This is a genomic window from Robbsia andropogonis, from assembly GCF_034047095.1.
GTDB lineage: Bacteria > Pseudomonadota > Gammaproteobacteria > Burkholderiales > Burkholderiaceae > Robbsia > Robbsia andropogonis.
Genome location: NZ_CP139170.1, coordinates 2,561,690 through 2,585,849 on the forward strand (window position 1 = coordinate 2,561,690; position 24,160 = coordinate 2,585,849).

At 62.5% G+C, this 24,160-nt stretch carries 14 protein-coding genes; 7 read left to right on the forward strand and 7 right to left on the reverse strand.

Annotated elements, in window-relative coordinates; translation table 11 throughout:
• The first annotated feature begins 28 nt into the window (after positions 1–28).
• The 5 genes from glgB (at position 29) to treY (ending at position 12,999) form a co-directional block, all read left to right on the forward strand.
• Complete coding sequence (gene glgB / locus SJQ66_RS24645; RefSeq protein ID WP_320534658.1) at positions 29–2,290, forward strand: 1,4-alpha-glucan branching protein GlgB; 2,262 nt, start codon at positions 29–31, stop codon at positions 2,288–2,290.
• Positions 2,291–2,491: 201 nt separating this feature from the next.
• On the forward strand, positions 2,492–4,726 hold the full coding sequence (glgX, locus tag SJQ66_RS24650) for a glycogen debranching protein GlgX (protein ID WP_320534659.1): 2,235 nt from the start codon (positions 2,492–2,494) through the stop codon (positions 4,724–4,726).
• A gap of 30 nt (positions 4,727–4,756) precedes the next feature.
• On the forward strand, positions 4,757–6,946 hold the full coding sequence (gene treZ, locus SJQ66_RS24655; RefSeq protein WP_320534660.1) for a malto-oligosyltrehalose trehalohydrolase: 2,190 nt from the start codon (positions 4,757–4,759) through the stop codon (positions 6,944–6,946).
• Positions 6,943–9,753, forward strand: coding sequence for a 4-alpha-glucanotransferase (gene malQ / locus SJQ66_RS24660; RefSeq protein WP_320534661.1), 2,811 nt, complete (start codon positions 6,943–6,945; stop codon positions 9,751–9,753). Before treZ ends, malQ begins: the two co-directional genes overlap by 4 nt.
• 30 nt (positions 9,754–9,783) lie before the next feature.
• Positions 9,784–12,999 carry a malto-oligosyltrehalose synthase gene (gene treY / locus SJQ66_RS24665; protein WP_320534662.1) on the forward strand — a complete coding sequence of 1,072 codons (3,216 nt, stop codon included), beginning with the start codon at positions 9,784–9,786 and terminating at the stop codon, positions 12,997–12,999.
• A gap of 115 nt (positions 13,000–13,114) precedes the next feature.
• On the opposite strand, the gene SJQ66_RS24670 is transcribed toward treY, so the two are convergent.
• On the reverse strand, positions 13,115–14,008 hold the full coding sequence (locus tag SJQ66_RS24670) for a sensor histidine kinase (RefSeq protein ID WP_253465401.1): 894 nt from the start codon (positions 14,006–14,008) through the stop codon (positions 13,115–13,117).
• A 248-nt stretch (positions 14,009–14,256) separates the two neighbouring features.
• On the opposite strand from SJQ66_RS24670, the gene SJQ66_RS24675 reads away from it, so the two are divergent.
• Entirely contained in the window at positions 14,257–14,604 is a 348-nt protein-coding gene (locus tag SJQ66_RS24675) for an FKBP-type peptidyl-prolyl cis-trans isomerase (protein ID WP_024901356.1), read from the forward strand.
• 41 nt (positions 14,605–14,645) lie between these two features.
• Positions 14,646–15,806: an N-acetylglucosamine-6-phosphate deacetylase gene (gene nagA / locus SJQ66_RS24680; protein ID WP_390173978.1), complete on the forward strand. Its 1,161-nt coding sequence runs from the start codon at positions 14,646–14,648 to the stop codon at positions 15,804–15,806.
• 34 nt (positions 15,807–15,840) lie between these two features.
• Here the strand turns inward: nagA and SJQ66_RS24685 are convergent, their stop codons facing one another.
• From SJQ66_RS24685 to SJQ66_RS24710, 6 genes are all read right to left on the reverse strand, one after another.
• Positions 15,841–17,994: an F-box protein gene (locus SJQ66_RS24685; protein WP_320534663.1), complete on the reverse strand. Its 2,154-nt coding sequence runs from the start codon at positions 17,992–17,994 to the stop codon at positions 15,841–15,843.
• Between the two features lie 219 nt (positions 17,995–18,213).
• On the reverse strand, positions 18,214–19,404 hold the full coding sequence (locus SJQ66_RS24690) for an ABC transporter ATP-binding protein (protein ID WP_320534664.1): 1,191 nt from the start codon (positions 19,402–19,404) through the stop codon (positions 18,214–18,216).
• Entirely contained in the window at positions 19,401–20,054 is a 654-nt protein-coding gene (locus tag SJQ66_RS24695; protein ID WP_024901360.1) for an ABC transporter permease, read from the reverse strand. Before SJQ66_RS24695 ends, SJQ66_RS24690 begins: the two co-directional genes overlap by 4 nt.
• A gap of 20 nt (positions 20,055–20,074) precedes the next feature.
• Complete coding sequence (locus tag SJQ66_RS24700; protein ID WP_236693426.1) at positions 20,075–21,007, reverse strand: glycine betaine ABC transporter substrate-binding protein; 933 nt, start codon at positions 21,005–21,007, stop codon at positions 20,075–20,077.
• An 8-nt stretch (positions 21,008–21,015) separates the two neighbouring features.
• Positions 21,016–21,912: an ABC transporter permease gene (locus SJQ66_RS24705; RefSeq protein ID WP_082102525.1), complete on the reverse strand. Its 897-nt coding sequence runs from the start codon at positions 21,910–21,912 to the stop codon at positions 21,016–21,018.
• Positions 21,913–22,847: 935 nt separating this feature from the next.
• Positions 22,848–24,050, reverse strand: a complete 1,203-nt coding sequence (locus SJQ66_RS24710) for an O-succinylhomoserine sulfhydrylase (RefSeq protein ID WP_024901364.1) — start codon at positions 24,048–24,050, stop codon at positions 22,848–22,850.
• Positions 24,051–24,160 lie beyond the last annotated feature (110 nt).

Here is a 24,160-nt window from a genome sequence, read left to right on the forward strand (position 1 = left end):
GATAACGATATCCGATACGGAGCCACTCATGACTGAACCGACCCTGCCCCTCGAAAGCCATGCCGCGCAAGCGGCGCGCGAGGGCAAAGGGCAGTTGCGCGCCGGACTCGGCGACCACGATGTCGATGCGTTGCTGCAAGGCCGCCATTGGGACCCGTTTGCCGTACTCGGCCCGCATGGCGTGCCCGAACGCACTGATACATTTGTCCGCACGCTGTTGCCAGGCGCCCGCGGCGTGACCCTGACGGATGCGTCCGGCAAGACGCTGGCACCCATGCAAGGTGTACCAGGCGCCGACGGCCTGTTCGTTGGCATGCTGCCAAAGAAACCAGGACCCGCGGAGTATCGATTACGGATCGACTGGGGCAGTGCCACGCAGGACTGTGCCGATGTCTACGCCTTCGGCCCCGTGCTACACGACAGCGATCTCGATCGACTGGCATGGGGTGATCCGTCGGCGGTAAACACCTGCCTTGGCTCACGCATCACGACCGTCGATGGCGTCATCGGCGTGTTGTTTGCCGTCTGGGCGCCGAATGCCCGACGTGTCTCGGTGGTGGGCGACTTCAATAGTTGGGACGGCCGACGTCATCCAATGCGCGTACGGCACCATGGTGGCGTATGGGAGCTGTTCATCCCGGGCCTGAGCGGTGGGACGCGATACAAATACGAGCTGATCGGCCCTGACGGACAAACGCTGCCCCTGAAGGCCGATCCAGTGGCACGACAAACAGAACGCCCGCCAGCCACCGCATCGATCGTTGCCGACGATAGCGCGATCCGTTGGACCGACGAGGCGTGGATGGCGCAGCGTGGCGCGCGGCAAACGGCGGCGTCGCCCATCGCGATCTACGAAGTACACGCCGAATCGTGGATGCGCGTGCCGGAGGAAGGCAACCGCGCGATGAACTGGGAGGAACTGGGTGACCGCCTGATTCCCTATGCAAAGTCCCTCGGCTTCACGCATCTCGAATTCCTGCCATTGGCCGAACATCCGTTCGGGGGCTCGTGGGGCTATCAGCCGTTGAGTCCGTTCGCCCCTTCGGCGCGCTTTGGTACGCCAACGCAATTCGCCGCTTTCGTCGATCGCGCGCACCGCGAAGGCCTGGGCGTGATCGTCGACTGGGTGCCCGCGCACTTTCCGAATGATGCACACGGCATGATTCATTTCGACGGCACACCGCTCTATGAACATGCCGACCCACGCGAGGGCTACCACCCTGACTGGAACACGTGGATCTTCAATCTGGGCCGCAACGAAGTATCCGGCTTCATGCTGGCCTCGGCGTTGGCGTGGTTGCAGCGCTTCCACATCGACGCGCTGCGCGTGGATGCGGTGGCGTCCATGCTGTATCGGGACTACAGCCGCCGCCAAGGCGAGTGGGTGCCGAATCAATGGGGCGGCCGGGAGAACGAGGAATCGATCGCCTTTCTGCGCCGTTTGAACAACGAGGTTCACCATCACGCGCCCGGCGCGATCACGATCGCCGAGGAATCCACGGCCTGGCCTGGTGTCACGGCGCCGGTAGACCAAGGGGGGCTGGGCTTCGACTTCAAATGGAACATGGGGTGGATGCACGACACGCTGGCCTATATGCAGCGTGACCCGATCTATCGTCCGCATCACCATCACGAGATGACGTTCGGCATGGTCTACGCCTACTCCGAGCGTTTCGTGCTGCCGCTGTCACACGATGAAGTCGTGCATGGCAAGGGCTCGCTGCTCGGCCGGATGCCGGGCGATACCTGGCAACGCTTTGCCAATCTGCGCGCCTACTTTGCGTTCATGTATCTGCACCCCGGTAAGAAACTGATGTTCATGGGGGGCGAACTTGGGCAGTACGCCGAGTGGAATCATGACGCCTCGCCCCATTGGCACCTGCTGGATGATGCATTGCATGCCGGCGTGCAAAGGGTCGTCGGTGACTTGAATCGCTTGTACACGCATGAACCCGCGCTTTATGCGAGTGACAGCGATCCGGCCGGGTTCCAATGGCTGGTCGGCGACGACGCGCTCAACAGCGTCTACGTGTTCGCGCGGCGCCATGGGGAACGCACGGTCCTGGCAGCCGTAAACCTGACACCTGTTCCGCGTGAACAGTATCGGATCGGTGTGCCACATGAAGGCTGGTGGCGCGAAATGCTCAATACGGACGCGGAGATCTACGGCGGCAGCAATGTCGGCAACAGTGGCGGCGTTCAGGCACAGGCGATTCCCTCACACGGCCATGGATGGTCGATTGCATTGACGTTGCCACCCTTGGCCACCATCGTGCTGGCCGCGTTCTGACAAGCGCCTGATGCCGCACATGCTTCGGCGCCCGGATCACGGCCGCGAGTGCATGACGTAGTGTGATGGATACGGTTCAATGTGTGGTACGCCGGGCGTCACGCCCGTCCCAGGCACGGCCGATTACCCCGGACGGCAGTGCCTGAATCAAATGTTGTAAGCACTCCCTTTGATCAGCCACCTTTTCCGACAGGACTGCGCATGATCGCCGACCGGCTTTTACCCGGCGTACCCTATCCCCTGGGTGCGACCTGGGATGGATTGGGCACCAACTTCGCGGTATTTTCCGCGAATGCCGTCGCCATCGACCTGTGTATTTTCGATCCCTCCGGACGCCGTGAAATCGCGCGCATGCGGCTCCCGGAATGCACCGACGAAGTGTGGCATGGCTATCTTCCGGATGCGCAACCAGGCATGCTGTACGGATTGCGCGCCCATGGCCCCTGGCAACCGCAGCACGGCCACCGATTCAATCCACACAAGCTGTTGCTCGACCCTTATGCGAAGCAACTCGCCGGACCATTGCGCTGGTCGGACGCGCTGTTCGGATACCGCTTGTCGTCGCGGCGCGCGGACCTGGCCTTCGATCGCCGCGACAGCGCGGCGGCCATGCCCAAATGCGTGGTGACCACCGAGTCATTCGACTGGGCCAATGACCGTCGCCCCCATCGTCCGTGGTCTGATACGGTGATCTACGAAGCCCATGTACGCGGCATCTCGATGACCCGAGAGGACGTGCTGCCGCCGCAACGTGGCACCTTCGCGGCACTCGCGTCGCCCGCCTTCATCGATCATCTGGTGAAACTCGGTGTCACCACCCTCGAATTGATGCCGGTGCATGCCTTCTCTCAGGATCGCTTCCTGGTGGAGCGCGGCCTGCGCAACTACTGGGGCTACAGCACGCTCTCGTTCTTCGCGCCGGAACCGGGCTATCTGTCGCGCGGGTCCGCCGCCGGTGCGCGCGCGGCGCTCTCGTCGATGTCCTCGCCGCTGCGCGAACTCGACGAGATCCGCGTTGCCGTACGCAAGTTGCACGACGCCGGGATTGAAGTCCTTCTCGACGTCGTGTTCAACCATACCTGCGAAGGCAATGCCTTGGGCCCCACGCTGTCCTGGCGCGGGCTGGACAACGCCAGCTACTATCGATTGATCCCCGGAGACGAGCGGCACTACATCGACGAAACCGGCTGCGGGAACACGGTCAACCTGTCGCATCCACGCGTGCTGCAGATGGTGATGGATTCGCTGCGATACTGGGCCGAGGCCTTTCGCATCGATGGCTATCGCTTCGATCTGGGTGTCACCCTCGGACGCGAAGGCCATGGCTTCGATCCCGGCTCCGGCTTCTTCGATGCCGTGCGCCAGGATCCGGTGCTCTCCCGACTGAAATTGATTTCCGAACCGTGGGATATCGGCCCGGACGGTTATCAACTTGGCGCCCACCCACCCGGTTTCGCGGAGTGGAACGATAAATTCCGCGACGGCGCGCGACGCTTATGGCGTGGCGACGATGGGCAGCGCCCGGAAATCGCCGCCCGCATCACCGGCTCGGCGGACCTTTTCAATCGACGCCACCGGCGACCGTGGGCCTCGATCAACTATGTGGCGTCGCACGACGGCTTCCCCGCCGCCGACGTCGTGCGATACGCGGAAAAACACAACGAGGCCAACGGCGAGGAAAATCGCGACGGACATAGCGACAATTGCAGCGCCAACTGGGGCGTGGAAGGACCCACCGACGACCCCGGCATCGTCGCGCAGCGGCTGCGGGTACTGCGCGCGTTACTGGCAATGCCGTTTATCTCGCTCGGCACACCAATGCTGGCGGCCGGCGATGAATTCGGTCGCACCCAGCACGGCAACAACAATGCGTATTGCCAGGACAATGCCCTCTCATGGCTCGACTGGCAGGACGCGGCGCTTCCGCACGCCCAGGCGCTATGCCGCTACGTTGCACAACTGACCGCGCTACGCCGGTCGCAGCCCTTGCTGCGCGATACGCGCTTCCTCGATGGCACGCATCCGATTCCCGGAACGGACTGGCATGACGTCGACTGGTTTGACGAAAACGGCACGCCGATGTCGATCGACGCCTGGAATGACCCTGCGGGCAAGCGACTTTTGTGTCGCCGCGCCGGTATCGATATGCAGGGTCATCTGATGGGGCTGCTGCTGATCATCAACAGCGCCGCCGACGCCTGCACGTTTGCCTTGCCGGGGCAGGAGGTGTGGCACGCGGTGCTGGAGACGGGCGTCGACCCGGCATGGCACACCCAAGGCGCCACGCCGCCGGATGCGGCCATGGCCGCCGGGGAACCACCGTCTTCGATGCCGTTCGACACACCGATATGTCAAAGCTACCGGTGTCCTGGCCAATCGTTATCGGTCCTCGCCTTGGCTGCGCGACAATCGGCGGATGGCCCGGTTCTTGCGTAAGCGTCCTGTCATCGATACAGGACGACCGCCATGACCGCACGCAGCATCGACGCCAGCGCTTCGCGAGACGCGACGACCACCCCCACCACCCGTCACGCCGCGAGTGCGTCGACGCAGTCGCCGGCGAGCGGCATCCACGGCGCCACGGCGTCGCCGGTGCCCGATGCAACCACGCGGTTCAGCGTGCAACCCGGCCTGCAGCCCGGTGCACGTTTTTCGCGCACGCTACCGTTCGGAGCCCAGGTCACCGGGTCCGACCATACGCGTTTCCGGCTATGGGCACCCACGGCGGAGCGGGTGGAACTCGTGATCGCGCCCTCTGCCTCCGAGGCCCAATCGACCGGCGCCACAATCATGCCGATGCGGACGGCGGAAGGCGGATGGTTCGAGCTCGAAGCCGAGTGCGGTGCCGGCACGCGCTACCTGTACCGCGTGCATCCGGAAGACCCTAATGGCAGCGTACTGGATGTGCCCGACCCCGCCTCCCGGTTTCAACCCGACGACGTACACGAACCCAGCGAGGTGATCGCGCCGACCGCCTATGCGTGGCAGCATCCGGAATGGCGCGGCCTGCCGTGGGAGGAAACCGTGCTGTACGAATTGCACGTGGGCAGCTTCGGCGGCTATCGTGGCGTTATCGAGAAGCTGCCGGAGATCAAGGCGCTGGGCGTCACGGCCATCGAATTGATGCCGCTGAACGATTTCCCGGGTGCGCGAAACTGGGGCTACGACGGCGTGTTGCCATTTGCCCCGGATGCCACCTATGGACGTCCGGAAGAGCTGAAGGCATTGATCGATGCAGCGCACGGGCTGGACTTGATGGTGTTCCTCGATGTCGTCTACAACCATTTCGGCCCCGACGGCAATTACCTGCACGCATACGCGGAATCGTTCTTCAAGGCCGGCACGCATACGCCATGGGGCCCGGCGATCGATTTCGATCGCGCGGAAGTGCGCGAGTTCTTCTTCGAAAACGCGTTGTACTGGTTGCTGGAATACCGCTTCGATGGCTTGCGTCTCGACGCGGTTCACGCGATTGATAACGACGGTTGGCTCCGCGAGTTGTCGGAGCGCGTGCACTCCACTGTCTCGCAAGGGCGTCACGTGCATCTGGTGCTGGAAAACGAACGCAATACGTCGAGCCTTCTGGTCCATCACTTTCAGGCGCAGTGGAGCGATGACGCGCACAATACGCTGCACGTCTTGCTGACTGGCGAAAAGGAAAGTTATTACGAGGCGTTTGCCACGGACCCGCTGCAGAAGCTTGCCCGGGTACTCGGCGAGGGATTCGTCTATCAAGGCGAGCCCTCGCCGATTCACGACGGCGCGCCTCGGGGTGAACCGAGCGGGTCGCTGCCGCCGTCGGCATTCGTCTTTTTCCTGCAAAACCACGACCAGACCGGCAATCGCGCCTTTGGCGAACGGCTACGCGCGCTGACCGACGATGACAGTCTGCGTGCCGCCACGGCGTTGATGCTGCTCTCGCCGCAAATCCCGATGCTGTTCATGGGCGAGGAAACAGGTTCACGGCAACCGTTCTGTTTCTTCACCGGCTACACCGGCGATCTTGCCGACGCGGTGCGTGAAGGCCGACGCAAGGAATTCGCCAAGTTCGATGCTTTTAACGATCCCGAAAAACGCAAGCGGATTCCCGATCCGAATGATGTCGGGACTTTCACGTTGTCCAAGCCGTTTGGACCGCATATCGATCAGGATGCCGATGACATCGCGGCATGGCGCGGCTTCTATCACGATGCGCTCGCCGCGCGACGTCAATACGTGATCCCCGGTCTGCAAGGAGGGGCGCACGCGTTGGGCGCGCAAGTGATCGACGGTGCGATCGTGGCGTGCTGGCGCCTGACCAACGGCAATCGCCTGACCTTGGCCCTCAATCTGAGCGCGCGGGACGCCAGCGTGCCAGCGTGCCCCGCGCGTGATGCCAGAGGGCAGCCGATAGCCGCGTCCTGCTTTGACGGCGCATCACGGAATGCCAGCGTCGATGCGCGGGACAGCGACGTCGCGGCCGTGATTGGCGGTACGCCACCGTGCTTCGATACGCCGATCTTCGAGACGTTACCGGGTGCCGCCGAAGCGTTCGGCGAGGGCCGATTACTGGCGCGCAGCTTTGTCGCCATGGTGTGCGAACCCGACGGCGCGCTGTTGCCTTCGGGACGCATTGGTACGATGGCGCCACCCGCCACGCCTGGAGCCACTACATGATGTCGGCCTCCAAGCAGGCCCGGTCCCCGTTGGACGATGCCCTCGCCGAACGCCGCGCCGCATTGGCGACACGCGCCGGTTTCCTCGTGGACTGGCAGGATGCGACCAATCAGCCACAGCGCGTGCCGGCGGATGTCCTCGCCGTACTGCTGGCGCGTCTCGGATTGCCGTCCGACACCGTGGCGCAATGCGAGGAAAGCCTTGCGCTACTCGATGCCGAGTCCCTCGGCCACCGGGCTCCGCCACTGCTGACTGGAACGGTTGGCGAAAAACTGGTGCTACCCGAGGGCTGGCTACGCCCTGGCATGACCTACAGCATTGCATTGGATGGCAGCATTCCGCCCGGTGCCTGGGATCGTGCGTACGGGCGGCAGCCCGACCCGTCGGCGCCGAACCCGGATACCCGCCTGTCGACGCATGCGCCGGCGCCATCCGGCGCCGCCGAGATCGTCGGCAGCACGGTGGGCGACGACGTGTCGATACCGGCGCAGACGCATCTACGCACGCTGCGCGGACGCATTGCACGTTGCGCGTCACCAGGCGACGCGATGCCCGCCGACGCGCCTGCGGATGCCTACGTCGCGATCGAGCCGATCGACTACCCGGGATATCACACGCTGCAATTATTCGACGACGCGCAGACCCAGGTCGCCTTGGCCATCGCGCCCACGCGCTGCTTCGGCGTGGCCGACGCGCTGGCCACGCAATGGCCGCTCGACGCGTCCGTCCTAACGGCGCGACCGGCCGATAAGACGGAGACCGCAGGCGATGCAATCGCGGAGGACGGGGGCGCAGGCGGTGTGCATGTCTGGGGCGTGTGCGCGCAGGTCTATGGCTTGCGACCTGCCTCGCGTTCCACCGTTTCCGGCACGTCGCACGACACTGGCGCACGGGATATGGGGCTCGGTGATTTTTCCACCTTGGCAGACCTTGCGCGGACCGCCGCAACATCGGGTGCCGGGGCGCTTGCCATCAGTCCGCTTCACGCGATGTGTAATGCCGACCCCGGAAAGTACAGCCCCTACTCGCCGTCCAGCCGCTTGTTCCTGAACGCCTGGCATATCGATCCCGCCGCCGTCGTCGGTGCCGCTGCATGTGAGGACGCGATAAGGGCACTGCAACTCGGCCCAACCCTCGACGCCCTGGGCCGTGCGCCGTTGATCGATTGGCCGACGGCGGTGCGCGCGCGCCTCGCGATTCTGCGTCACCTCTTCGATACGTACTTCGCCGAGGGCGCCAACGCGGCGCGGCCATCGTCCGACCCTGGTGTCGTGGGGGATACCGTGCGGCGTGCGCCCGCCGACGTGACAGCCGATACGCTGGCGGTGGCTGCGGAGCGCCGTGCCGCGCGGGCCGAATTCAATGCGTTCCGCCAAGCCGGCGGTATCGCGCTCGAACGTCACGCCCGCTTTGAAGCGTTGCATGCCGCATCGATCGCCAACGCGGATGCCGATGACGCGGCGCATGGCCATGACTGGCGCCGATGGCCCGACGCATTACGTGACCCGGACAGCGCCGAGATTGCCGCATTCGCGGAGACACATCGCCAAGACATCGACTTCCAACTGTTTCTCCAATGGCAAGCAGCAGCGGGGTTGGCACGCGCGCAAGCCGCGGCACGCGCCGCCGGCATGCCGATCGGCTTGATCGCGGATCTGGCCGTCGGCTGCGACAGCGCTGGAAGCCAGACGTGGTCGGACCCCGATGCCATGCTCAACGGCTTGAGCGTTGGGGCCCCACCCGACGTGTTCAACCGCGACGGGCAACGCTGGGGATTGACGACATTTTCGCCACGGGCGCTGACGGCGCGGGGGTTCGCCCCATTCATCGACATGGTGCGCGCGGCATTGCGCCATGCCGGTGGCCTGCGCGTCGACCATATCCTGGGACTGCGCCGGCTGTGGCTGGTCCCGGACGGCGAGTCCGCGGCACGCGGCGCCTATCTGCGTTACCCACTGGAGGACCTGCTGCGTCTTCTGGCACTCGAATCATGGCGGCACCGCGCCATTATCATTGGCGAAGACCTCGGCACGGTCCCGCCCGGACTGCGTGAAACGCTGGCGGAGGCCGGTTTGCTCGGCATGCGTGTGCTCTGGTTCGAGCGTGAAGAGAACACCGCATGCGCCGATGGCGTCGCACCGGAAGACATGGCCGCCCCCTTCACCCCGCCCTCCCGGTGGTCACGCGATGCGGTCGCCATGACATCAACGCACGACCTGCCGACGCTGGCCGGATGGTGGCGGGGTGATGATATTGGCTGGCGCGTGCTCATCGAAGCAGCGGAAGCCCGCGCCGCCCGCGCGACAAACGGAGATGACGCCAGTGCTCACCCCGGCGCTGATGGTGATCAGGAGACGGGGGCGTCCCTCGACGCGGCGCGTTCACTGACGGCCATCCTGGACGAAGCGAAAGCGCGCAAGCCTGAGGACATGGCTGCCCGCCATCGCGACCGGGCGGCGCTGTGGGCCGCGCTCCACGAGGCGGGTGTGCTTGACGCGGACGACCAAGCGCCTGCCGCGCCCGCCCGCGCGGACGAGCTCGTACCGGACACACCGCCGGTACGGGCCATGCTGCGATTCGTCGCCGCCGCAGGGGCGCCGCTCACCTTGTTTCCGCTCGAAGACGTGCTAGGACAGTCCGAGCAGCCCAACTTGCCTGGCCCATCCACCGTTCATCCCAACTGGCGCCGACGCATGTCCCGCGCGATTGACGAGACATCGTTCGCCATGGCCCCAGAGACGCGTGCGGACGCGGCGGCAGGCTCGACGCACATCTCGGCCCCCATGACGTCCCCGTCGTCATCCTGAGCGCAATCAACCAACAAGACATCCGCCTACATGACTCGCCCACTCGCCACGTTACGACTACAGTTTCACAAGGACTTCACGTTCGCCGACGCGCTGCGGCACGTCGACTATTTTGCAGCGCTCGGCATCAGCCACCTTTACGCTTCCCCCATCACGACGGCGCAACCCGGTTCGACACACGGCTATGACACGGTCGACTACACGCGGGTCAATCCCGAGCTGGGCGGCGAAGACGGCTTGCGTGCATTGGTGGCCGCATTGCGCGAACGCAATATGGGTTTGATCGCCGATATCGTGCCGAACCACATGGGCGTGGGCGGTAGCGCCAACGCCTGGTGGCGTGACATCCTGGAATGGGGTCGCCACGCGGCGCACGCACGCTTCTTCGACGTCGACTGGCACTCGCCGGACCCGGCGTTACGAGGCAAGGTCCTTGCGCCGTTCCTCGGCGAGTCGTATGGCGACGCGCTTAACAGCGGCAAGGTGTCGGTCGTTCTCCAAGCCGACGAAGGCCGCTTCTACATTGCATATTACGACCATCGGTTTCCCGTCTGCCCTGTCGACTACCCGATGGTGCTGTCGCAAACGACATCGACTTCGCTGCAGGCCGTGACGGCACGCTTCGCCGGCCTGACGTCACAGCCGGAGGACCACATCCGCGCGGCAGCGGCACAACAAGGGCTGGCTTCTTATGCCATGACATCGGAAGGACGGCAAAGCATCGACGCCGCGTTGCAGGCGTTCCATGTCCCCGCGGAAGCAGAATCGGATGATACGTCGTCCGCGGTGGACGGCGGGGCAGGTAGCGCAGCCGTCGCGAAACGCGTCGCGGCCCGGGATGCGCTGCATCGTTTGCTGGAGCGGCAGCACTACCGTCTCGCCAGTTGGCGCACCGCGTCCGACGAGGTCAACTGGCGGCGTTTCTTTGACATCAGCTCCCTCGCCGGCATGCGCATGGAACGCGGCGATGTGTTCGATGCCGCGCATGCGATGATCCTGCGCCTTTATGCGGAAGGGTTGATCGATGGGGTACGTATCGACCACGTCGACGGCATGGCGGAACCGCGCGAGTATTGTCATCGATTGCGAACCCGCCTCGAGGCGGCCCGTGCCGAACGGCCCGCTGCGTTGCGCGACGCCCCACCCTATCTGGTCGTGGAAAAGATTCTGGCGCGCGGCGAGCCCATGCGCGTCGATTGGCGCATCGACGGCACGACCGGTTATGACTTCATGAACGATGTCGGCGCGTTGCTGCATGATCCTGCTGGTGCGGCCCCACTGGCGACGCTGTGGGCATCTCTATCCGGCCGGCCGGCGAATTTTGCCGAGGAAGCACTGCCGGCACGGCGAAAGATTCTTGCGGAAAACCTGGCCGCCGAACTCGATCGCGCGGCCCGCGCGCTACACCGCATTGCCCGGGACACGCCGCAAACGCGCGATTGGCCGTTGACATCGATCCGTCGCGTTTTAACGGAATTGGTCGTGCATTACGGGGTGTATCGAATCTATCCGGTGGAAGGACAGCGTAGCGCAGTCGACGAGCCGTATTTCGCCGCCGCGCGAGAGGCCGCGCGTGCATCACTACGTCGTGGCGACCATCTGCTGCTCGACCAGATCGATCAATGGCTGGGAGGACCGGTGCCGTCCCGGTCGATCAGCGATGACACGGCAGTCGCGCCGCGCGCATCGGCGGCGGCGCGTGCAACGCGCGCGGACCGTAACGAGGAGGCGCGCGCGGCGCAACGACGACTCGCGTTGACGCTGTTCTCCCAACTAACGTCCCCGGTGGCGGCCAAATCCGTGGAAGATACCGGGTGTTATCGATACGGTCGCTTGCTGTCCCGTAACGAAGTGGGCGCCGACCCGGACGACTTCTCGATGTCGGTAGAGGCTTTCCATGCATCGAACAGCGAGCGCCAGCAGCGTTTCCCGAATGCCATGCTGACCACCGCCACGCACGATCATAAGCGAGGGGAAGATGTCAGGGCGCGATTGGCCGTGCTATCTGAAATGCCTGAATCATGGGCGCGTACGTGCCGTCGCTGGTCCATGCTGAACGCACCGCATGCGAGCGGCGCGGTGACCGGAAAGGGGTCGGACACGCGGACGACGCCTGCTCCTGGACCGGGACCGGAGGCCATGCTGTATCAGACATTGGTGGGCTGCTGGCCATCCAGCCTTGACGCCGATAACGCGGACGCGGTGGCGGAATTAGCCGAACGCGTTGCGCGATGGCAGGAAAAGGCGTTGCGCGAAGCCAAACTGGAAACGGACTGGTTTGCCCCGAACAGCGCCTACGAAGCGGCAAGCCGCGCGTTTCTGATGGAGATCCTCGCACCGCATAGACGTGAAGGATTCTTGGCGCAATTGCATGGCTTCGTCGAGCGTATCGCGCCAGCAGGGGTCATCAACAGCTTGCAACAGACCGTGTTACGGCTGACATCACCCGGCGTGCCAGATTTGTATCAAGGCACCGAATCGTGGGACTGGTCACTCGTCGATCCCGACAATCGCCGTCCGGTAGACTATCCGGAACACGCCGCGGCACTGGCTGGCATGCATGCGCAAGCGGGGGACGGCGTCGAGGAAGGAAGTCGTGCGACGCTGTGCGATACGTTATTGGCGCAATGGCGCGATGGCCGTGTCAAGCAGTGGATCATCCATCGCCTGCTCGCCTTGCGCCAGCAGTCTCCCGGACTATTCACGCGCGGCGACTACATGCCACTGCGGGTGGAAGGCCCGCATGCCCGCTCTATCATCGCCTTCGCTCGGCATATGCCAACGTCGAACCACACCAATGGTGCCGCGATACGCGCGCAATGGTCGATTACGGTGGCCACACGCCTGGCGACCGGTTTGCTCGGCATCGAAACCTCGGGCGACGACGATGTATTGACGGTATCCGACGCCGCACGACTACCACGCGTGGCGCCATCGGTTTGGGAAGACACACGAATCGTACTTCCTGCCGCGTTATCGAACGTGGTGCTGCAGGATATCTTTACTCAAGTGCGCGTGATCGTTCCATCCGCCGAGGAAGACATCAATGCGACGCGCGGCATCGCGGAAACTGAAACCGCGCTGATTGGTGCGGACAGCACATCGGCAGCGACTGAACATGCCGTCGAAACAACCGGCAATCTGGCAGCCGGATCGGCCGGAAATGAACGGGGGAGTTCAATCTCGCTGCCGGTGGCGGCACTGCTGGCGCACCTTCCGGTGGCCGTTTTGGCGGACATAGTATAGGAGAAGAACCCCACACGTTCGGCTCTTGGCTGACGTAGGGGGTGAGGTCATTGACACTGACCGGCGCCCGATCTCTGACGACACATTATCCAGATAAAACGGTCTTGCGCTCGCCTCAATACTGGGGCGGACGCGCTACTGCTGGTTGCCGAAGCGCAAGACGGCGACGGCTGTCGGCCAGCGTTTCGTCGATCAGCTCACCGCCATGCGCCACGGCAACCCGCTGTGCCAAAGCCAACGGCAACTTGCCATTATCAAGTTGCCTCGGCGCATTCAGGAATGCGGTGTAAGCGGCAAGTGACTTCGTGCCTCCGTCGCGGTCCGCGGATACCGACGATGGCGTGCCAGTCGCGACTGCGCCAGCATCATCCTCTGGCCGCGGCGTGAACACCACCGCTACCTCGATCCGATCGCCATCCACCGTCCCACTGGCTTCCACGACCGTTCCGATCACCCGTTGCGCCAACGCATACATGACGACGGTCCACCATGCCTGGGCAAAACGCGGCGCATCGAGCGTGGCGGTCACGCCTTCCAGCGCGAAGCCGCGGCGAATTCCGGCCGCGCTCTCGATCGGCAGCGTGCGCTCGATCGAATCCAGCTCTCCGGCGACGCACGGCAACAGCGGCACGGCCGTCAAGGACAACGTCAAATGGCGGGTTTCCTTGCGTGTCTGGTCGATCACCTCCTCGATCAGCTTGACTTGCTGTTCGACGCCGGTGCGGATCCCGGCGATCGCCCGTGCAATGCCCGGATCGTCCACCGCAAGCTTGCGCTCCAGCACATGCGCCCAGCTATGAATCGCATTCAATGGGCCGCGCAGGTCATGGGATACCAACGACAGCACGCGATCACGGCTGAACACCAATGCCTCCGCGCAGACCCGCGCGGCATGTTCACGGGCAAGGACCGCATCGGCGCCTCCGGTGGCGAGTGCATCCGCTCCGACACCGGAGACGGTGGTGGCACTGGAAAAAGGGGCATCATTGCCCCGAGGCGGTGTCGACAAGGTAACGCTCCACTACAAGGGACAACTTCGATTCGAACACGGGCGCAACGCGCAAGGAGGGACACCCCATGGAGGGGTTCGATTCATTATATGCGCGCGCGCCGGAATCGGTTGCCGGCCAAATCGGCGGCATCGGCATCGGGTAGAATGACGGACGATACGGTTAGCGACCAGGCACCGGCACCGGTGCCCTCCGCACGCCACCAACGCACTGTCGGATCAGCAAAGTCTTACAAGGAGAAACCCGCATGTCAAACAATAAGACCACGACCGAATCCGGTCTGCAATACGAAGACCTGATCGTCGGCGAAGGCGCCGAGGCCAAGGCTGGCCAGAACGTCAGCGTCCACTACACCGGCTGGCTGACCGATGGTCAGAAGTTCGATTCGAGCAAAGACCGCAATGCGCCGTTTCAATTCTCGCTGGGCGCCGGCATGGTCATCCCCGGCTGGGACGAAGGCGTGCGCGGCATGAAGGTAGGCGGTACGCGCAAGCTGACGATCCCCGCGGCACTGGGCTACGGCGCACGTGGCGCGGGCGGCGTGATTCCGCCGAATGCGACGCTGGTCTTTGAAGTGGAACTGCTCGCCGTCTGACACGACCGGCGACAACATCGCGCCACACGGCGCCCGACCCGATGTCCGTCACCATGCTGCAAGGCCGTATCCTCACCCCCGCCGGCTGGATCGACGGGGTGCTCCACTGGGCGCCTGCCGCCGCGTCGGCAGCGCCCGGCACACTCGTTGCCGTCGAGGGCATACCGGTCTCGGACGCCGAGGTCTCCGCAGCGCTCACGCGGGGCGATCCGCATCGGTGGATACTGCCCGGTTTTATCGATCTGCACGTACATGGCGGAGGGGGCGCCGATGCGATGCAAGGTGCCGACGCGGTGCGGACCATTGCACGAACCCACGCAACACATGGCACGACCAGTTTTCTGATCACGACGATGACGGCGCCGCGCGCGGTGCTTGAGCGCGTCTTGCCGGAGCTAGCCGAATGCTGCCTTCCAGGGGCGGTGGATGGCGCCACGCCCTTGGGACTGCATCTGGAGGGCCCCTATCTGAATCGCGGCAAGCTCGGTGCCCAGCCGGACGCGACGACGATGGCGCGACGCGATGAAGTACTGCACTACCTCGGTCTTGCGCCCATCCGCGTGTTGACACTGGCGCCGGAGATCCACGACCGCCTCGACATCATCGCCGAACTGGCGAGCCGGGGCGTGCGTGTGCAACTCGGTCACAGTCTCGCCACCTATGAGCAGGCCTGCGACGCATTGCATCACGGTGCGGCCGGTTTCACGCACCTGTTCAACGCGATGACGCCACTACAGCATCGCGCACCCGGCGTGGTGGGTGCCGCGCTGGCACATGCGGATTTCGCGGAACTGATCCCCGACTTGCTGCATGTGCATCCGGGCGCAATGCGGGCGGCGTTCCGCGCGATTCCCCGCCTCTACTGCGTCACCGACGGCACGGCGGCCTGCGGCATGCCCGATGGCGACTACCGGTTGGGCAGTCAGCCGGTCAACAAGTGCCTCGGCGCGGTGCGGCTGGCAGACGGTACGCTCGCCGGCAGCGCCCTGACGATGGACCAGGCGCTGCGCAACCTCGTCGAGATTGGTTTATCCCTTGCCGATGCCTCGCGTCGTCTGTCTCAATATCCCGCGGACTATCTGGCGGAGACGCAACGTGGCCGAATCGAAGTAGGCGCACTTGCCGACATCGTCGTGCTCGACCATACCCTTCACTTGTTGGAAGGCTATGTCGGAGGCAAGCGCATCGACGTCCTGCGCTGACCCGACAAGTCACGCACGCGCTTCGCCGCGCGCCTTACATCTGTTCAAACGCCACGACGCCAGTCGTTCCAGCAAGAAAAATAGCCGCGTGATTTCTCAGGAAAGCCGACCCACGGGTATCTCGAATAAGCTGATCCCGCGCTTCGTCGGGGTACTGCATGGCAACGCGCAGGGCGCGATGCCAGATTTTATGCTCCACTAGCCGCACCGCATCCACATCGTCCTGAAAGCCCGACTCGCGTAGTGCATCATCGAGTGGGCAATCGTTCGTCAAAACGCGCGTGCCAATCGCTTCGAGTATCGCCATGCGCAACTGGTCACGCTGCATGCCGTCTAGGTCAAACCGTTCGCAAAAAACATCGAGACGGGTCTTCGTATCTATTGCAGCGTCTGGCAATGTGAACCAGATCCGCGACGCATGCACAATGATATTGGACGCGAATTCAGCGCTGGGATAGCGCGCCGTGGCGACGGGCGAGCGGAGAAATTGCTCCATCCATTCCGCTTTCTGTGCACTACAGGTAGGGGGTAACACCCGGACGTATAAACTTTCCAGGATCTCGTACCAGTATCTTGGCGATAAATTAGCGAACCCGGCGTGCGCGGTATCCATCAACTCCGCGGGATAGGTCGCCCACCGTGATCGCTCTCTGAATCCCGTGCGTGCATTCTGCGCCTGACACAACACGTTGATGGGCGCAGCATAAGCACGTGCGGCCAAATCGAATTCACGCTCCGCCAGACAGCATGGCAAGACACGATCACGCCACGCGATAAAGTATTGAAACAACGCCTGGATGTTGAACCCCGTACACTTCAGTGGAGATGCCATCTGCGTAATCACAAAAAGCCGCTTGGAAAGCTGTTGCATCAACACTGGCGCCACACGCCAAGACATGAGCGCGGACTTATCCAGCACGCACCGCCACGCCTCCATGTCATGCGCCTGCGCCACCGCCCAATAAAGATCCGCAAAATCCGCGGCGAGCACCGCATCCCCTGCGAAGATATCGTCATTGTTCGTCTCGACATGCCACAGGCGGTCCCTGATGCGCCGCGCAAGATCCGCGCTGCATTGCGGCAGCGTGTCGAGCCTATCGTAGATATCGCGGCCTCTTACCATCTTGAGTGGAATTTGGCGCAGGCAATGCTGCTCCACCACATCCCGGAAATCATCATCTTCCGTGCGCCAGCGGTCGCATGCGTGACTTACCGACATATGCGTCGTTGCAGCGAGAACCGCGATTCTTTCGGCAATAACCGGATCCAGTTCACGCCGTTGGCAATCGAGCGCTATCCCGAATTTGTCGCGAAGAACGTCGCTGACGCTTACCGTCAGATCGTCTTTCATAAGCCACGACCATGCATACAGGCGCAGCAAGGGTAAAGACACCTTCGTTCCGTCCAGTGACGGTTGCGTTTCGCATGCTGCCACCCAAAGCGTGTTCGCCGCTGAATCCACCATCCGATACAATGCACAATACGATCTTATCGGATGGAAGTGATAAGGCGATATCGACTCCAGGATCCTCGTCATGCCCTTTGACGAAAGAACGTGCGCAGCTATGTAGCCCGAGGCGATAAACAACTCCGGCGCAAGGCCGTCACACTGGGTGTAACGAAGACCCGGTGGCTGCGCAAACCACTGCAGTGCATCGATTTCGCTGACGACGTCGGAGGCGAACCCGTCGGACGGAATGGCTTTTAACGTCTGTAGGCGCTGCATCCAAGCGGCGGTAAGGTGCCCATGATCATGCAATTCAACGTGCGCGACCTTGCTTGCAAAGGACAGAAGCAGCGTTGCTTCCCATTCCGGCGGCATGGCTGCATCCGCAGCATTGCGCTGCAAGACGGTCCATATGTCCCGGCCGGTCATGGCCCGACCCATTTCCATGATCCTCTCTCCCACCGGACCGTATGTCAGCGCGGTAGCATTCCAGGCCTTGCAGACCCTTAGCACACAAGCAAATGCCCGAAACGGCAAGGCTGTGAAAACGAGCCGCTGGATGTCCGATGGCAGCTTAGATAACGCTAGCCACGTCGTCTGGGCGCCTGGGCGCTCACTTTCCGCGCCGTGCGGACCATCTGCCGTCGATGCCACCGTCAACGGTGTGGCATCGGCACACGCCGCGGCGGGATCAGTCACAGTCCCATCGTATCGTCCAACACCATTATCGCGATCGATCATCGCTCTCCACTCGACTTTGCCACCCTCACGGTGATGTCATGCCAATACGGCCGACGATAACCCGGTTACTGGAACACGCTAGAAAACCGTGCCAAGGGCATGATGCCGAGAAGATGGGCACCAGGCATGCTGGTGTATCGCGTATCGATGCGCCGATTCGCGTTGCCGAATGAATTGAGACTTAAAACGAAAGGCGCAGGCGTGCCGAGACATCCATTATCATGCAGCAGCTGCCGCGATATCCGCCGGGCTCACGATCGCGCCGGCACTGCGGCCGCGCGAACGGCCGGAGCTCAGATATTCGGCGATGGAATCCTGCGTCACCTCGCCGTGATACACCCCTTCGGCATCGAGTACAGGTAGCCAGGAGGCATTGAATTCATACATCCGCGACAACAGGATCCGCAAGTGTTCATCCGGCGTTGCCGTCGCCGTGAACGGTTGCAGCATCGCCCCGATATCGCCTTGCGCGCGTGTCGTATCGGACACGGCAGCGCGCACGTCACGACGACGCACATACCCGAGCCCTTGTTGCTGCCCGTCCGTTACCATCAGGTAACGGGAGTCGGCGTCGTCCATCATCGCGAGTGCTTCCATCGCACTGGTCCCCGGATGGGCCGTCATAGGCCGCGTGGCGGCATCGCCGGCTTTCACCAGCAATAAGCGCTTCAATGTACTGTCTTGCCCGGTGAACTGGCTGACGAAATCATCGGCAGGATGGGCCAGCAAAGTATCCGGATGATCCAACTGCACGAGCTTGCCGGCACGGAACACCGCGACCTTGTCACCCAGCTTGATCGCTTCGTCGATGTCATGGCTCACCATGAGCACGGTTTTCTTCAATTGCCGTTGCATCTGGAAAAACTCGTTTTGGATGGTTTCCCGATTGATCGGGTCCACCGCGCCAAACGGTTCATCCATCAACAACACCGGCGGGTCCGCCGCCAGCGCCCGGATCACGCCGATACGCTGCTGCTGACCACCAGACAACTCACGCGGGTAACGGGTCAGGTAGCGATTCGGATCGAGTGCCACCATCGCCATCAATTCGCGCGCCCGCTCACGACACCGCTTGCGGTCCCAGCCCAATAGACGTGGCACGACTGTAATGTTTTCCTCGATCGTCATGTTCGGAAACAGACCGATCTGCTGGATAACGTAGCCGATATGGCGGCGCAGCGTCACTTCATCCACGCCGGAGGTATCTTCGCCATTGACCAGCACCCGACCGGAAGTCGGCGTGATGAGACGGTTGATCATCTTCAGCGTCGTCGTCTTGCCGCACCCCGATGGGCCGAGGAACACACAGATTTCCCCTTCCTCGATCTTCATGCTGACGGCATCCACTGCCTTGACGTCAGTGCCGTCTTTTTGTCGAAACGTTTTTGAAAGCTTGTCGAGTTCGATCATGATCGTTGCATCCCCTTGGGCGTCAGCGCCCGTTGCAGCCGCGCCAAAAGCAGATCCGCGATAATGGCGAGTATGCTCACCAACACCGCGCCCACGGCGACTTTCATCATATTGCTTTGGCTGATCGCGTTCAGGATCAGCACCCCCAACCCGCCCGCCCCGATCACCGCGGCAATGGTCATGATGCCGATATTCATCACGACGGCGGTCCGGACGCCGCTCAAGATGCCGGGTACCGCCAGCGGCAGGTCCACATACCGCAAACGCTGCCAGAAGGTCATGCCGATGCCGGTACCCGCTTCACGGATGCCGGCATCCACGGTGATCAATGCCAGATAGGTATTACGCATGATCGGCAGCAGCGAATACAGGAAAACCGCCACCACCGCCGGCAGCGTGCCAATACCCTGGCCGATCAACGAGAACACCGGGATCATCAGCCCGAAAAGCGCGATCGATGGCAACGTCAAGAAGACGGTACCTACCGCCAGCATCGACGACGCCAGCCAGCGATGCCGGCTCATGAGCACGCCCACCGGAACGCCCACGACAATGGCGGCGCCTACCGCCAGTCCCACCAGTTCGATATGCTGCAGTGACAAGCGCAGCAACTCGGGCCAATTTGCCTGTAAAAATTGAAATACCGTCATTGGAAGGTCCTCGCCACTTTTTATTGCGGCAGTAAGTGCTTGCTCACCAGAAAATCATGCGCGACCTTGGCAACCGGTATCTGATCGATATCCACCTGCTTGTTCAAAGCCGTCATCGTTGGCGTATCCAGCACCGCCGCCAATGCATCCAATTGCTTCTCAAGCTGCGGATGCGCCTTCAGGACAGCTTCCCTGACGACCGGCGTCGCGCCGTAGACAGGAAAGTAGTGTTTGTCGTCCTGCAGTACGCGCAGATCGAAGCCGGCCACCCGGCCGTCCGTCGTGTAGACCACGCCCGCTTCCACTTGCTCGTTCTTCAATGCCGTGTAGACCAGACCCGGGTCCATCTGCTTCAGACTGCGACGCTTGAAAGGGATACCATACGCCGCCAGCATCGGCTTCAAACCATCGGAGCGGCCGGCAAACTCGGCGTCTGACGCGAACAGGTGTGTCTGTTTCGGCCGCGCCGCCATCCATGCCGCATACTCGGAAATCGTCTTGATCGATGGATCGCCATTCGCCGGCAAGGCGATGGCATAGGTGTTGTTGATACCAGACTGTTTCAGCCAGACGAGTCCCTTCTTGGCATCCAACGTCTTCACCCGCTCGTACGTCTGCTCCGGTGACAGCTTGTCCGTCACGTGGTTATAGAGAATCAACGAGGTACCTGTATATTCCCAGACCACATCGAGCTCACCATTTACCTGCGCCGAACGCATCAGTGTGCTTCCCAAGCCGTTCTTGAGGACCGCCTCGTAGCCGAGCGCATCCAGGTACTGCGCGGTCATCGTGGACAAGACCAGCTGCTCGGTGAAGTTCTTGCCGCCGACGACAATACGACCCTGATTGCCCTGAGCGAGCGCGACCGTGCTCGCGCAGGCCAGCCATCCCGTCAACATCGCGACGCACGCGACGATTCCCAGCTTCTTGAACCGCAATGTCATTGATTTCATCCGTGTACTCATGCCCCCGCCTGCTGCGACAAGCCACGGCGCTGCAAGATCGATCGCGCCATTCCCGCGACGATCGCATCCAGCGTCAACGCCAATACCGCCGTTGCAGCCGCACCCAATAAAAGTTGCGGCTGATTGTTCAAATAGATGCCGGGGAAGATCAGCGTGCCAAGACTGTCCGCGCCGATCAGGAACGCAAGCGGCGCACTGCCGACATTGACGGCAAGCGCCGTGCGTACGCCACCGAAGATCATCGGCAACGCATTCGGTAACTCGACCTGGAGCAGCGACTGCTGCTTTGTCATGCCGATACCTTTCGCCGACTCACGTAGCGACGTCGGCACCTGACGCAGTCCCTCGTAGGTATTGCGCGTAATGGGGAGTACGGATGCGAGCCACAGGGCGACGATCGCAGGACCGTCGCCGATACCCAGTACGGCGAGTGAGAGCACGAGTACCGCCAGCGATGGAATCGTATTGCCGACATTGAAAATCTGCATCAGACGCTCCGCATGGCGTAGCACCGATGGACGACTCAGTGCGACGCCCGCCGGCACGCCGGTCGCAATCGCGGCAAGCATCGACCAGCCGACCAGTTGCAAGTGCGCACCCAAGTCGAACATCAACTCGCCACGGTACGTCACAAAGGTGGCGGGGCCGATCCACCAGACCAGCAGCACGGCGATGATCACGGCGGCACCCAGGCGGCGCAGCAATGGCGCGGAGGAAAAGCCGTCGCGACGATTGTCCGTCGTGCCAGCGGCATCGGCAGCCGACGTGTCCGCGGCCGGGCCATTCACGCGAGAACGGCCCAGGGACCGGGAATCGTTGGACCGGGTCGGACGACTGTCGCGCCTATCCGCAATGGACGATTGAGACTGGCTAGCGATGTGGTTTGTTGTCATCGTATTTTCCGTAGGCAACACCGGGCAGCGCACGTTTCAAAAACGCGTCGACAGCGGACCTGCCGCCGACAGCAAGCGAAGGCGCGTAACCGCCAACGCCCATAGCCCGAATGTGCGACATTGCAAGCACGGCGCCTGGCCGTGCGCGAAGACCCCGACATCACGTGACGTTATGCCACGCGATGTCGGCGCCGACCATACCGTATATCGCGATACGGCAGGCGAGGAACTGATGGATAGAATCGCAATGCGCGACTCAAGCATTATCTGTGCCGCCGAGCACCGAACTTCAAGACCCGGCCCGGCCACTGTGCTGCAATACCCGCATACACGTTAGCATGCGGCATCACGATGTCGCATGCCACCGATCAAGGCATGACATCAATAGCGAAGCCGCGGATACACAGCGTTGACGGTCCGTGGCACCCTCCATGAAGGGTCTGCAACAGACGTTATATAGGTTGATTACACATGCGCACGACGAATCATCTAATGCGTAAGACTAGATTCGACCGTGACGTTCTATTGACCACGTAAGACCAGAGCCCGTCGGCCAAGCCCTGTCGACAGCATTGCGGCAGACGAATACCTGGAACGGCCGCCCTCACGCAACCAGCATGACGGCACGGTATCGCGCGCAATTCACGTCTTCGAGCACCCCGGCGGCATTATCTATTAAGATGAAAACCCTATTGCGGCCGGTATTTTTAACGATTGTGAAGCAAAAGCATAGCAAATAACGACCCTTTTGTCCAGCCGCAGCGGTCTTGCCTCCCCTCTCGCACGAAAAGGGCTGAAATCCAGCATGATTATTTAATACGTATTACGAAATAAATAACACGTTATTCTCATGCTTCGCATTCCTTCATAATAATAAGAAAAATTTACCCCGATCCGCCACACACATAACGGACCGGGGTCGTCTGTTGCCACGCTTATTTCGGCAGAGAATCCAGACCGCGCGCCAGATCGGCACGTATGTCGTCCGGGTTCTCCAGCCCCACCGCGACCCGCATCAGACCTTCCGTGATACCCGCGCTGGTCCGCGCCTCGGCACTGACACGACCGTGCGTCGTGCTGGCAGGATGCGTGATCGTGGTCCGGGTATCGCCCAGGTTCGCGGTGATCGAGCACACTTGCGTCGCGTCGATCACATGCCACGCATGCTTGCGCTGTACGTCAGGCGTCTCGCCGTCCACTTCGAACGAGAGCACCGCACCGCCGGTCGTCTGCTGACGCATCGCGAGCGCATGCTGCGGATGCGATGGCAAACCGGCGTAATGCACACGCCGCACGCGAGGATGACCCTCCAGCCATTGCGCAATCGCCAGCGCGTTGGCTGACTGCTGGCGCATCCGCAGATTCAACGTTTCCAGCCCGCGCAGCAGCACCCAGGCGTTGAACGCGGACAACGTCGGACCGGCGCTGCGCACGATCGGGAACACCTTGTCGGTCACGAAGGCATGCGAACCGACAATCGCGCCGCCAAGCACCCGGCCCTGGCCATCGATGTATTTCGTCGCGGAATGCACCACGACATCGGCACCCAGGGCGAGTGGCTGCTGCAATGCCGGCGAGCAGAAACAGTTATCGACCACTAGCATGAGCCCGGCCGCATGCGCGACTTCGGCGATGGCGGCAATATCGGACACTTCGCCTAACGGGTTCGACGGGGTTTCGAGAAAGAACAACTTCGTCTCGCCCGGACGCACCGCCTCGCGCCAGGCAGCGAGATCAGTGGCATCGACAAACGTGGTCGTCACGCCGAACTTGCTGATGATGCCGCTGAACAACTGCATCGTCGAACCGAAGATACTGCGCGAGCTGACGATATGGTCTCCTGCCTGCAATGCGGCCATCAGGATCGACAGGATCGCACTCATGCCGGAAGCGGTGGCGATACATGCCTCGGCCCCTTCCAACGCCGCGAGCCGTGTCTGGAACATCGACACGGTGGGGTTGGTCACGCGGGAATAGGTAAAACCGTCGTCGGCGTTCGCGAAGCGATGCGCGGCCTCTGCGGCGCTGCCGAAACAGAAACTCGACGACAGAAACATCGCCTCGCCGTGCTCGTTGTATTCACTACGCAGGGAGCCCGCACGCACTGCACGCGTGTCGAAATCCCATTGCGCCACCATCTCGTCCGACGGCACGCGTGCGCGACCGGGGAAATAGGGCGCTTCTGAAGCGTGAGAAGCCTGCTGTCCGGCACCATTGCCGGATGCGGAAGGAAGCGTCTTGTCGTCTG